Annotated in this window: 11 protein-coding genes; 5 read left to right on the top strand and 6 right to left on the bottom strand. The window is 70.6% G+C overall.

Translation table 11 applies throughout. The features are described from left to right. Positions 1-47: 47 nt before the first annotated feature. Positions 48-530 (bottom strand): CarD family transcriptional regulator, encoded by a 483-nt coding sequence (locus tag ACIF8S_RS13125; RefSeq protein WP_003953493.1) that lies wholly within the window; start codon positions 528-530, stop codon positions 48-50. Between the two features lie 723 nt (positions 531-1,253). Between ACIF8S_RS13125 and ACIF8S_RS13120 the strand changes: the two genes are divergently transcribed. Beyond that, positions 1,254-1,949 (top strand): DUF461 domain-containing protein, encoded by a 696-nt coding sequence (locus ACIF8S_RS13120; RefSeq protein ID WP_399999130.1) that lies wholly within the window; start codon positions 1,254-1,256, stop codon positions 1,947-1,949. An 85-nt stretch (positions 1,950-2,034) separates the two neighbouring features. Here ACIF8S_RS13120 and ACIF8S_RS13115 read toward each other — a convergent pair whose 3' ends face one another. Both ACIF8S_RS13115 and ACIF8S_RS13110 read right to left on the bottom strand, forming a co-directional pair. Further along, positions 2,035-2,715, bottom strand: a complete 681-nt coding sequence (locus ACIF8S_RS13115; protein ID WP_024884117.1) for a response regulator transcription factor — start codon at positions 2,713-2,715, stop codon at positions 2,035-2,037. Next, entirely contained in the window at positions 2,712-3,998 is a 1,287-nt protein-coding gene (locus tag ACIF8S_RS13110; RefSeq protein WP_399999129.1) for a sensor histidine kinase, read from the bottom strand. Before ACIF8S_RS13110 ends, ACIF8S_RS13115 begins: the two co-directional genes overlap by 4 nt. Positions 3,999-4,215: 217 nt before the next feature. Here ACIF8S_RS13110 and phoU point away from each other — a divergent pair, with 217 nt between their 5' ends. Together phoU and ACIF8S_RS13100 are read left to right on the top strand one after the other, a co-directional pair. Beyond that, positions 4,216-4,926: a phosphate signaling complex protein PhoU gene (phoU, locus tag ACIF8S_RS13105; protein WP_399999128.1), complete on the top strand. Its 711-nt coding sequence runs from the start codon at positions 4,216-4,218 to the stop codon at positions 4,924-4,926. Positions 4,927-5,165: 239 nt separating this feature from the next. Next, complete coding sequence (locus ACIF8S_RS13100) at positions 5,166-5,321, top strand: hypothetical protein (RefSeq protein ID WP_006133908.1); 156 nt, start codon at positions 5,166-5,168, stop codon at positions 5,319-5,321. A gap of 78 nt (positions 5,322-5,399) precedes the next feature. On the opposite strand, the gene ACIF8S_RS13095 is transcribed toward ACIF8S_RS13100, so the two are convergent. Further along, a complete protein-coding gene (locus tag ACIF8S_RS13095; RefSeq protein WP_399999127.1) occupies positions 5,400-6,725 on the bottom strand; it encodes an MDR family MFS transporter in 1,326 nt (441 codons plus the stop codon). Positions 6,726-6,928: 203 nt separating this feature from the next. On the opposite strand from ACIF8S_RS13095, the gene ACIF8S_RS13090 reads away from it, so the two are divergent. Then, positions 6,929-7,690, top strand: coding sequence for a phosphoglyceromutase (locus tag ACIF8S_RS13090; protein WP_349798982.1), 762 nt, complete (start codon positions 6,929-6,931; stop codon positions 7,688-7,690). Positions 7,691-7,768: 78 nt separating this feature from the next. On the opposite strand, the gene ACIF8S_RS13085 is transcribed toward ACIF8S_RS13090, so the two are convergent. Next, positions 7,769-8,170 (bottom strand): DUF6336 family protein, encoded by a 402-nt coding sequence (locus tag ACIF8S_RS13085; RefSeq protein WP_399999126.1) that lies wholly within the window; start codon positions 8,168-8,170, stop codon positions 7,769-7,771. 140 nt (positions 8,171-8,310) lie between these two features. On the opposite strand from ACIF8S_RS13085, the gene ACIF8S_RS13080 reads away from it, so the two are divergent. Then, positions 8,311-8,973, top strand: coding sequence for a Type 1 glutamine amidotransferase-like domain-containing protein (locus ACIF8S_RS13080; protein ID WP_399999125.1), 663 nt, complete (start codon positions 8,311-8,313; stop codon positions 8,971-8,973). Positions 8,974-9,066: 93 nt separating this feature from the next. Here ACIF8S_RS13080 and ACIF8S_RS13075 read toward each other — a convergent pair whose 3' ends face one another. Beyond that, on the bottom strand, positions 9,067-11,031 hold the full coding sequence (locus ACIF8S_RS13075; protein WP_399999124.1) for a YncE family protein: 1,965 nt from the start codon (positions 11,029-11,031) through the stop codon (positions 9,067-9,069). Between the last annotated feature and the right edge of the window lie 255 nt (positions 11,032-11,286).

Genomic DNA, 11,286 nt, shown 5'->3' with positions numbered 1-11,286 from the left:
CAGCCGGCGCGACGGCACGCGGCGGGCGGAGCCTCGACTCGGAGGACTCAGGAGGCGAGAACCTCGTCGAGGAGGGCCTCGGCCTTGTCCTCGTTGGTGTTCTCGGCGAGCGCCAGCTCGCTGACCAGGATCTGACGCGCCTTCGCGAGCATGCGCTTCTCACCGGCGGAGAGTCCGCGCTCCCGCTCACGGCGCCACAGGTCACGCACGACTTCCGCGACCTTGATGACATCGCCCGAGGCGAGCTTCTCGAGATTTGCCTTGTAACGACGGGACCAGTTCGTGGGCTCCTCGGCGTACGGCGCGCGCAGCACCTCGAAGACCCGGTCCAGCCCGTCCTGACCGACCACATCACGCACGCCGACGAACTCCGCATTGTCCGCTGGCACACGTACCGTCAGGTCACCCTGGGCGACCTTCAGCACCAAGTAGGTCTTGTCCACGCCTTTGATCTGGCGAGTTTCGATTGCCTCGATCAGCGCGGCCCCATGATGGGGATAGACCACGGTGTCGCCAACCTTGAACGTCATGTGACAGGTACCCCTTCCGTGGCTATCCAGGGTAACACGGATACGGCGTCTTCTGAATGGCGTTTTCGCAGGTCAGGGCCATTCTCGGGGCTTGACAACAGCAACAGGAACGTGCTGGGACCGGCTAGCGGAAGCGGGTATTCGCAGGTCGGAGCGGCTTCCCGGGGCAAGTGAAACGCGCACGTTACACCCATCCGGAGCCCCACACGAGCGGTCGAACTTCCCCATATGTCCGGTTCCAGATGCGCGACTTCCGCTACTCCGTTCGGTGAGCCGAGCCGCTTCCGGCCGATTCCGGAATTGATCACACGGTGTGAGGATCAACGGCCGGTGATCAATTACCGGGGTCCTCCCCATTCCTTCACCGAAATGCGCGGTCGCGTGAATCAAGCGCCGGTCCGGACGGAAGTGGCCCGTGTTTACCCGGGGTCGGCCGAGGCTTGCGTGACCGGAGAGGCGGGCACCCCGGCGAAGGCCCGACCCGCGGGGCGACCGAGACCCGCGGGGCGGCCGGAGGGGCGACGCGTGATCGACGAGCATCACCCGGGTGATCGGGTGACATCGTGCGCGCGGGCAGGCCGGGCGGCCCCGACCCGGGTAGGCGTGGGGAGGGTCGGGTGCAGCCGCCTGCGGGCGGCTCGGTAATCTGAGGCCGCTGACAGACACTTAGGGCGGCTTCACCCGGTCGCCACCGCACGCTCGAGTCAAGGAGTTGCCGCCGCCGTGAGCAGCAGCCTTCGACGCGGCGCCCTCGCCGCCGCCGCCATCGCGTTCTCGATCACCGCGCTCTCCGCGTGCGCGGCCGGCAACAACGCCCAGACACTGCAGATCCAGCCGGACAACGCGGCGACGACGGTCGGCGACATCCAGGTGCAGAACGCCACCGTCATCACCCAGCCCGACCTGGAGTCGACCGGCCCCGCCGTCGTCTCCGCCACGCTCTTCAACTCGGGCGACAAGGACCAGACCCTCGAGTCGGTCACCGTCCCCGGCACCGGCAAGACCGCCGAGCTGACCCCCGCCGAGGGCGGCGACCTCGTCGTCCCCGCCGGCGGCCGGCTGATCCTCGGCGGCGAGGGCAACGCCTCCGCGGTCCTGCCCAGCAGCCGCGAGGCCGTCCGCGACGGCAACGCGCAGAAGATCACCTTCACCTTCAGCGAGACCGGCGAGGTCAGCCTGCAGGCGCTCGTCTTCCCGGCCGAGCACTTCTTCGAGAGCTGGGGTCCGAGCCAGGCCCCCGCCGCGGGCGCCTCCCCGTCGGCGGAGAACTCCGGTGAGCCGGCCGACGGCGCCACCGGCGAGGCCGAGGGCGACACCGATGGCGGCGAGACCTCCGGCGACGGGTCCACGGAGTCCGGTGCCCCGGCCGGCACCCCCTCCGACGCCGCCTCCGCGAGCCAGGAGACCTCCGGCCACTGAGCGGCCGTACACGCGCACGACACGCCGAAGGGCGGGACCCGGCCGGGTCCCGCCCTTCGGCGTGTCACACGGACGCCATGGCGGCCTACGGCTCGAACTTGTAGCCCAGCCCCCGCACGGTCACCAGGTAGCGGGGCGCCCCCGGGTCCGGCTCTATCTTGGCGCGCAGGCGCTTGACGTGGACGTCGAGGGTCTTGGTGTCACCCACGTAGTCCGCGCCCCACACCCGGTCGATGAGCTGCATCCGGGTCAGCACCCGCCCGGCGTTGCGCAGCAGCATCTCCAGCAGGTCGAACTCCTTCAGCGGCAGGTCGACCTTGGTGCCGCCGACGGTCACCACGTGCCGGTCGACGTCCATCCGCACGGGGCCGGCCTCCAGGGCCGCCGGGGCGGTCTCCTCCGGCTCGCCGCGGCGGCGCAGCACCGCGCGGATGCGGGCGACCAGCTCGCGCGAGGAGAACGGCTTGGTGACGTAGTCGTCGGCGCCTATCTCCAGGCCGACCACCTTGTCGATCTCGCTGTCCTTGGCGGTCACCATGATCACGGGAACGTTGGAGCGGCCGCGCAGCTGGCGGCACACCTCGGTGCCCGGCAGGCCGGGCAGCATCAGGTCGAGGAGGACCAGGTCGGCGCCGTTTCGGTCGAACTCGTCGAGTCCGTCGGGCCCGGTGGTCGCCACGGCGACCTCGAAACCCTCCTTGCGGAGCATGTACGACAGGGCGTCGGAGAAGGACTCCTCGTCCTCGACGACGAGCACTCGGGTCACGGAAGGACCTCCGGGGAGGGAAGCGTTTCGTACGCGGATGGATCGGACGCGTGGGGGGAGGGGTGGGACGTCCTCGCGGCCTCGCCGTCGAGGGCCTCGGTGTCGTCCTGCTCGGACGGCCGCCGGCCGCGGGGCGCACGCGCCTCGGGCAGCCGCAGGGTGAAGGTGGAGCCCTGGCCCTCGGCGCTCCACACCGTGACTTCCCCGCCGTGCGAGGCGGCCACGTGCTTCACGATCGCGAGGCCCAGCCCCGTGCCGCCGGTGGCACGGGAGCGGGCGGGGTCGACGCGGTAGAAGCGCTCGAAGACGCGCTCCTTGTCCTTGTCGGAGATGCCTATGCCCTGGTCGGTCACGGCTATCTCGATCAGGTCCCCGCCGGGCTGCGCGACCGAACGGACCGCGATGCCCACGCGGGTGCGGGCGGGTGAGTAGTTGACCGCGTTCTCGACGAGGTTGCCGAGCGCGGCGGCGAGCTGCCCCCGGTTGCCCCAGACCCGCAGGTCGGCGGCGCCGGCGGCGGCCATGGTGATCTCCTTGGTGCCCGCCGCGTGCCGGCAGCGGTCGATGGCCTCGGCGACCAGTACGTCGACCCGGACCGGTTCGGCGTCCTCCAGCGGGTCGTCGTTCTGCACCCGGGAGAGGTCGATGAGCTCCTGCACCAGGTTGGTCAGCCGGGTCGCCTCGATCTGCATGCGCCCGGCGAACCGCTGCACGGCCTCCGGGTCGTCGGAGGCGTCCATCACGGCCTCGGACAGCAGCGACAGCGCGCCGACCGGGGTCTTGAGCTCATGGCTGACGTTGGCGACGAAGTCCCGCCGGACCGCCTCGATACGGCGGGCCTCGGTGAGGTCCTCCACCAGCAGCAGCACCAGCCGGGAGCCGAGCGGCGCCACCCGCGCGGACACCGCGAGGGCCTCGCCGCGTCCGGTGCCCCGGCGCGGCAGGTCCAGCTCGACCTGCCGTATCTCGCCGTCCCGCCGGGTGTCCCGGGCCATCTTCAGCATCGGCTCCACGGCGAGCTTGCCGCCCCGGACCAGTCCGAGGGCGTACGCGGCGGAGCTGGCCTTCACCACGCCGTCGGCCTCGTCGAGGACCACGGCGGACGAGCGCAGTACGGACAGCACGGTGTCGACCCCGGGCGGAAGCACCGCGTCCGTGTGCAGGGAGGTGCGTGTGGGGCGGCGCTGTTCGCGTTCGCTGACGCGGAACGCCAGCATGGCGATGACACCGGTGAGCAGCCCGGCGATCGCTGCCGCTGCGGCGACCGCCGCGTTCACGTCCATGCGTCCAGGTTAGGCATGGCGCGAGCGGTACCCACAGCGGTCGGCGGGCGACCTCGGACACTCGTCGCCCAGAGTTCACCTACAGGCCAGGACCGGTTCACGCGAGGTGACGGAACCGGACGCGTGGCGGACGGAACGTGGGAGCGTGGGTGGGACCCCAGGCCCCGTAGAGCCCGGACCCGGACAGCCCGGACACAGACGCACGAGAGGAATTCCGATGCGGGACGCGTACCACGAGGAACTGGATTCGATCGGCGACGGTCTGGTGGAGATGGCCCGGCTGGTCGGATCGGCGATCGGACGCGCCACGACCGCCATCCTCGACGCCGACCTGAAACTGGCGGAGAGCGTGATCGAGGCCGACCAGAAGGTCGACGAGCTGCAGCACGACCTGGAGGCGCGGGCCATCGCCCTGCTGGCCCGTCAGCAGCCGGTGGCGACCGACCTGCGGATCGTGGTCACCTCGCTGCGGATGTCGGCGGACCTGGAGCGCTCGGGTGACCTCGCCCAGCACGTGGCGAAGCTGGCCCGGCTGCGCTACCCGGAGCGCGGGGTGCCGCGGGACCTGCACGCCACGATCCTGGAGATGGGCCAGCTCGCCCAGCGTCTGATGGCGAAGGCGGCCGAGGTGATCATCACCAAGGACGTCGACCTGGCGCTCCAGCTGGAGCAGGACGACGACGCGATGGACCTGCTGCACCGCACCCTCTTCCAGCACCTGATGGACGACCGCTGGAAGCACGGCATCGAGACGGCGGTCGACGTCACGCTGCTCGGCCGCTACTACGAGCGGTTCGCGGACCACGCGGTGTCGGTGGCGAAGCGGGTGGTGTACCTGGTGACCGGCGAGCACGCGGACGAGATCCAGGCGGACCTGCAGCCGGAGATCGCGCCGGTGCCTCCGGTGCCGGGGGTGGAGGCCGGCTGAGGTCCCGCCGCGGGTTGGTCCGCGGGCGGGGGGGTGGCCCGGAGACCTGAGCGGTGGGGGGCGTGAGCGGTGGGGGGCGTGGGGGCGGGGTCGGGGGCGCGAGGGCGGGCCGGGGGCGCGAGGGCCGACCGGGGGCGCGGGTGAGCTTCCGCCGCCCCCGATGCGCCGTTGATGCGCCCGGCGGGCGGGGCGTGCAATGGGGAGAGGTGTGCGCAGGCCCCAGCCCCGAGGAGGGACCCATGGCCGAATCCCCCGGCACGACGCCCGACCCCACGCAGGAGCGCGAGACCGAGCAACCCGCCGAGGTCAGGAACCTCACCCTGATCGCCGCCTGCGGCTGCGGTTCGGGGTGCGGCTGCGGGTGCCAGTCGGGCAGCCCGTGCCAGTGCGGCTGAGTCGGTCCGTACGAGGGCCCCGGCGCCGGTGACGGCTGCCGGGGCCTTCGGCATGCGGGGGAAGAGTAAGGGGAGGGGTCAGGAGGCGCTGCTCTCCGGGACCGTACGGGCGGCCGCGTCGGCGGACCGCTTCACGGTGTCCGCCGGCTGCCGCACCCGTTCGGCACGTTCGGTGCGTTCTTCGCGTCCGGTGCCCGTCTCGTTCGGCAGCCCGCGCATCAGCAGTCCGTACCCGAGGCCGGCCACCGTCCCGACCACGGCGCACGTGCCCCACAGCCACGCGGCGCCCCAGCGGTCGATGACGAACCCGGACATCAGCGGGGCGACGAGCGAGGCCACCGCCCAGGACATGGTGTACATGCCCTGGTAGCGCCCGCGTCCGTGCACCGGGGAGAGCCGTACGACGAGCCCGGTCTGGGTGGGGGCGTTGACGATCTCGGCCAGCGTCCACACGCAGACGGTGAGGGCGAAGACGCCGACCGACCCGGCGAAGGCGGTGAGCCCGAAGCCGTACCCGGCCAGCAGCGAGGAGGCGATCAGCAGCCGGCGCGGGTCGCGGTGCTCGATGAACCGTGTGACGGGGAGCTGCAGGACGACGATCAGCACACCGTTGACGGCGATGGCCATGCCGAAGTCGGCAGGGGTGAACCCGGCCTCGCCCATGGCGACCGGCAGTCCCAGGTATCCCTGCTGGAAGACGAGGGCGATGAGGAAGGACAGCCCGACGACGCCCATGTACCGGCCGTCGCGCAGCACCGTCCCCAAGGAGACGGCGTCCTCCGCGCCGTCGGGGCCGGCGGGCTGCTTCTCGGGCCGGGACTCCGGCAGCTTCATGAAGACGAGCACGGCGCAGACCAGCGTCATCCCCGCCTCGATCAGGAACCCGGCGAGGTAGCTGACCTCGGCGATGAACCCGGCTCCGACGGAGGAGATCGCGAAGCCGAGGTTGATGGCCCAGTAGTTGAGGGAGAAGGCCCGGATACGGTCCTCCGGCCGCACGATGTCCGCCATCATCGCCTGCACCGCGGGCCGGGAGGCGTTGGCCGCCATACCGACGAGGAAGGCGACGGCCGCGATGGCGACGGGGTGGTGCACGAAGCCGAGCAGGGCGACGGACAGGGCGGTCGCGGTCTGGGCGACGAGCAGGGTGGGCCGGCGTCCGAGCCGGTCGGTCATGACGCCCGCGACGAGGGACGAGATGACGCCGCCGAGGCCGTGGAGCGCGACGACGAGACCGGCGTAGGAGGCGGAGTAGCCGCGGTCGAGGGTGAGGTAGAGCGCCATGAAGGTGGCGACGAAGGCACCGAGCCGGTTGACCAGGGTGCTGGTCCACAACCACCAGAACGCGCTGGGAAGCCCCGAGACGGACTCGCGTACGGCCCGTCTGACTCCGGTGACTGACATGTGTGGCCCCCCAAGGCGCCCGGGCCGGCCCGGGATGACGTGTGAGCGGTGTGAGCGATGCTGGCGATGTAAGCGGCTGAAGCAGCAAGCACAACTTACGAAGAGGGGGCCCGCGGGGGCCAGTCAATTAACAGATCCCGTCAACCGTCCGCCAGGCGGGCAGGGCGCGCGGGGCGTGTGGGGCGTCGATTACGCTCGGACACATGGCCGACGCACCGTACAAGCTGATCCTCCTCCGCCACGGCGAGAGCGAGTGGAACGAGAAGAACCTGTTCACCGGCTGGGTGGACGTCAACCTCACCCCGAAGGGCGAGAAGGAGGCGACGCGCGGCGGCGAGCTGCTCAAGGACGCCGGCCTGCTGCCCGACGTGCTCCACACCTCCCTCCAGAAGCGCGCGATCCGCACGGCGCAGCTCGCACTGGAGGCCGCCGACCGCCTGTGGATTCCGGTCAGCCGCAGCTGGCGCCTGAACGAGCGTCACTACGGCGCCCTTCAGGGCAAGGACAAGGCGCAGACGCTCGCGGAGTTCGGCGAGGAGCAGTTCATGCTCTGGCGCCGTTCCTACGACACCCCGCCGCCCGCGCTGGACAACGACGCCGAGTACTCCCAGTTCTCGGACCCGCGCTACGCGACCCTCCCGCCGGAGCTGCGTCCGCAGACGGAGTGCCTGAAGGACGTCGTCGTCCGGATGCTGCCGTACTGGTTCGACTCGATCGTCCCGGACCTGCTCACCGGCCGCACGGTCCTGGTCGCCGCCCACGGCAACAGCCTGCGCGCGCTGGTCAAGCACCTGGACGGCGTCTCGGACGCCGACATCGCGGGCCTGAACATCCCGACGGGCATCCCCCTGTCCTACGAACTCGACGCCGACTTCAAGCCGGTCACCCCGGGCGGCACGTACCTCGACCCGGAGGCGGCGGCTGCGGCGATCGAGGCGGTCAAGAACCAGGGCAAGAAGAAGTAAGCGCCCACGAGTGAGCCCCCTTCCGTCCGGGAGGGGGCTCTTCTCATACCCTGGGCCGTCTCCGGGCCGGGGCGAGTTCTACTCGTACAACCAGCTGTCGTAAGGCGCGGCGTCCACGAGGTGGTACAGCCCGAAGGCAGCAGCCCCGAGAACGAGGAGACACAGCCCCGAGCGCAGGAATGTCGGCCCTATGATCGTGACCGAGGCGGCCTGCGTGGTGATGGTGCTCCAGTCCCGCAGGCGTCGGATGTCCTCCTTGCTGAGCCACCAGAAGCCGGCGCCGACCACCAGGAAGAACGCACCGAAGATTGCCAGGGCACTGAAGACAGCCAGGAACTCTTCTCGATCGCTGTGGTCACTGATGCTCATGGTCACCAGCACGAGCGGCACCACGCCCAACAGGCCGAAGACAACCCCTCGCCGCGCGACGTCGGCAGGCCGTAGTCGGGGCACCCTCACGCCTTCTCGGTCCACAGCCATGGCCAGCACCCTAGTCCACCCGGCCCGGGCCGCCACCACGCTGGTCCAGGAATGGCAACGTCTGCCGAATCGCGGTGAGTTCAAGCTCTGACCGGAGTCCTCAGGTGTGTCCACCTTCCGTGCGCGCGTCTGGAGGCATCTTGAAACTCTTGCTCACCTCGGGCGGTGTCACGAACCCGAGCATTCGCTCGGCTCTCGTGGAGCTCCTCGGCAAGCCGATCGACGAGTGCCGTGCCCTGTGCATCCCGACGGCACAGTGGGGTCACCCCATGTGCGGTCCGGCATCGGTGCGGGGCCTCGCGGCCGCGGAGCCGTTGCGGCAGCACCTGACCGGTCTGGGCTGGGGGACGCTCGGTGTCCTCGAACTCACCGCGCTGCCTAGCATCGGCGCGGAGCGATGGGTGCCCTGGGTCCGGGACGCCGACGTACTCCTGGCCGACGGCGGCGACGCGACCTATCTGTGCCACTGGATGCGGGAGTCCGGGCTGGCAGACCTGTTGCCGTCGCTGTCCGACACGGTCTGGGTAGGAGTGAGCGCCGGCAGCATGGTGATGACACCCCGGATCGGCGCGTACTTCGTCGAGTGGCCGTCCGCCCCGGACGACCGCACCCTGGGAGTCGTCGACTTCTCGCTCTTCCCCCACCTGGACGCGTTCCCGGAGAACACCATGGCCGACGCGGAGCGCTGGGCCTCGGACATCGGCGTCCCGTCCTACGCCATCGACGAGCAGACGGCCGTCAAGGTGGTGGACGGTGACGTCGAGGTGATTTCCGAGGGGCGATGGAAGAGGTTCGGTGCGTAGCCGACCCAGCAAGGCCCTGACCGGCGGGCGGAACGCCGACGCCTCCCACCCGCGAGTACAGCGCGGGTGAGAGGCGCCCTCATGGCGTCCGGGTCACCGGGTGAACGTGAAGTACTTCCAGGCGCCGTGGGTCGTCGAGTTGACGGAGTCGCCCGAGGAGCCGTTGATGTACGACGACCGGATGCGGGCGCGGATGCCGGACTCGCCCGGGGCCTCCAGGCGTACGACCGACTTGCCCTTGCTGTTCAGGGCGAAGTACTCGGCCGCCGTGCTGCGCCAGGCGCCCGCGTACCAGACCTGGACCTGGAGGCGCTGGGCGCGGCCCTTGTAGTAGCTCATGGTCGTGGTGAACACGGGGTCGGTGTTCTTGCGGAAGTAGTGGTACTTGGTCGAGCCGATCTTGCCTGTCCTGTAGTGCTTGGAGACGCCGGTGGAGACGCTCACCTTGGCGTAGCCCGTGGACTTCACCGTCTTCGAGGCGTAGCGGGCGTCGCCCGCGAAGACCGCGCTGACGGTGGTGTCACGGCCCATGGTGACGGTCGCCGACAGGTTGCCCTTGGAGTTGACCTTGCCGGTCCTCAGCAGCCTCTTCGGCTTGTCGGCGCCGAAGGGGTCCGCGTAGATCGAGACGGTGCGGTTCTTGTACGTCGTGCCGAGGTGCGCGGTGAAGGTGACCTTCTTGCCGTACGCGTACAGCTTGCCGTTGTTGTTCAGGGTCAGCGAGGTCGCCTTGCGCGAGACCTCCACGGCGGCCGCGCCGGAGGCCGGGGCGTGCGTGGCGTCGCCGGCCCAGGCGACCTTGTAGGTGACCTTGCCGCCGGCCGGCGGGGTGTCCGTGAAGGAGAAGGTGCCGTCCGCCTTCGTCCTCGCGGCGGCCAGCGCCTTGCCCTTGGGCGACTCGACGTCGGTGCGCGTCACCGTCAGGACGGTCCCGGCGGGCGGGAGCGTCTTGGAGGTGAGCTTGCCGGTGACGGTGAGCTTCTTGGCCCGCTCCGACTTGGCCGGGGCCGACACCTTGAGGGCGGGGACCTCCTTGGTCGGGTCGGTCAGGGCGCGCAGGGTGTGGGTGCCGTAGGTGTTGACCGACACGGCGAAGACCCGGCTGGCGTCCGGCGCCCAGGCCAGGGCCCCGTCCACGAGGGTGTCGGCGCCGCTGCTGTTGCCGGTGTTGGGGAAGTCGTACTCCCGCACCGGCACCGGGTCGCCCGGGCGGTGGATGTGCACGTCGGGGTCGTACCAGGAGAAGCTGCCGCCCGCGATGCTGCCGTCGGGCGCGATCCGCACGGCGTTCGGGTAGGCCTCGATGGGATAGCCCGGCTGCTCGGTGAGGTCGGTGGCCGAGTAGGCGCCGAGGCTGTAGCCGTAGCCCTCGCCCCAGGAGGTGAGGACCTGCTTTCCGTCCGGCGTCAGGTCCAGCTGCTTCACGCCACTGCCCACGAACGTCGCGGCGCGCAGGGCGGCTCCGTCGGCGGAGACGTCGTAGACGGCGACGTAGCTGCTGTCACCGGCCACCAGGGTGCCCGGGACGGCGGGGTCGGACGCCAGGGTGGTGCTCGCGCCGTAGAAGCCGGCGTCACCCTTCTGGCCGAGGTGTACGACGGGCTCGGGACCGGAGACGTCCAGCGAGCCGAAGTCCGCGCCGTGGGCGAACCAGACGCGGCCGTCCACCAGCTCCAGGTCGCCGGGCGCCGCGCCCAGCGGGTAACTCGCCGTCTGCGTGTACGTGGTGGTGTCGACCGAGACGATCCGGTCGTCCTTCGTCACGGCGGCGTACACCTGGCCGCCGTCGTCGGACACGGCCAGGCCGGACACCCCGGCCAGACCCGTGAGTGTGGCCCTGACGGTGCCGTTGTAGTCGGTGACGACGATCTTTCCGCCGGTCGGATCGGAGACGTAGACCCGCTGGTGTGCCCCGTCGACGACCATGTCGCCGACCGACGTCACCGGAAGAACTTTCGCGGAGTCGGCCGCCGCCGGTGCCGCCGTGCCCCCCACCAGAGCCGCGGAACCGAGGACGACCGCGAGTGCCGTCGCGGTCGCGATGCTGCGCCTGCGCACAGTGATGTGCCCCCAAGGATGAAGTCCGGTGGTCGCCGGACATGAGGATGAAAGAGGCCGCGCGTCCCCCCTCACCCGAACGGGTGTTGGACGCTGCCTCGGCGCAGCGTATGGCATGTGACGGACAATCGAGGAACGGAATACCGCGCGCAACGCGAGCGGGCGTCGTGGACCTCAGGTGGGGACACCGGCCAACCATGTCGCCGACAGGTTCCGGGTGTTGGGGTCTCGGGGTGGCCGAGGAGCCGCAGAAGG

Source organism: Streptomyces sp. NPDC085937 (assembly GCF_044540535.1).
GTDB lineage: Bacteria > Actinomycetota > Actinomycetes > Streptomycetales > Streptomycetaceae > Streptomyces.
The sequence above is the reverse complement of the archived record's forward strand: the minus strand, read 5'-3'. Positions and strand labels throughout refer to the sequence as shown.

What these genes read in the sequence shown, in the direction of transcription:
- ACIF8S_RS13090 (WP_349798982.1), top strand. Translation starts at nt 6,929, where the DNA reads ATGGCCGACGCACCGTACAAGCTGATCCTCCTCCGCCACGGCGAGAGC.
- ACIF8S_RS13085 (WP_399999126.1), bottom strand. Translation starts at nt 8,170, where the DNA reads ATGGCTGTGGACCGAGAAGGCGTGAGGGTGCCCCGACTACGGCCTGCC.
- ACIF8S_RS13095 (WP_399999127.1), bottom strand. Translation starts at nt 6,725, where the DNA reads ATGTCAGTCACCGGAGTCAGACGGGCCGTACGCGAGTCCGTCTCGGGG.
- ACIF8S_RS13110 (WP_399999129.1), bottom strand. Translation starts at nt 3,998, where the DNA reads ATGGACGTGAACGCGGCGGTCGCCGCAGCGGCAGCGATCGCCGGGCTG.
- ACIF8S_RS13125 (WP_003953493.1), bottom strand. Translation starts at nt 530, where the DNA reads ATGACGTTCAAGGTTGGCGACACCGTGGTCTATCCCCATCATGGGGCC.
- ACIF8S_RS13100 (WP_006133908.1), top strand. Translation starts at nt 5,166, where the DNA reads ATGGCCGAATCCCCCGGCACGACGCCCGACCCCACGCAGGAGCGCGAG.
- phoU (WP_399999128.1), top strand. Translation starts at nt 4,216, where the DNA reads ATGCGGGACGCGTACCACGAGGAACTGGATTCGATCGGCGACGGTCTG.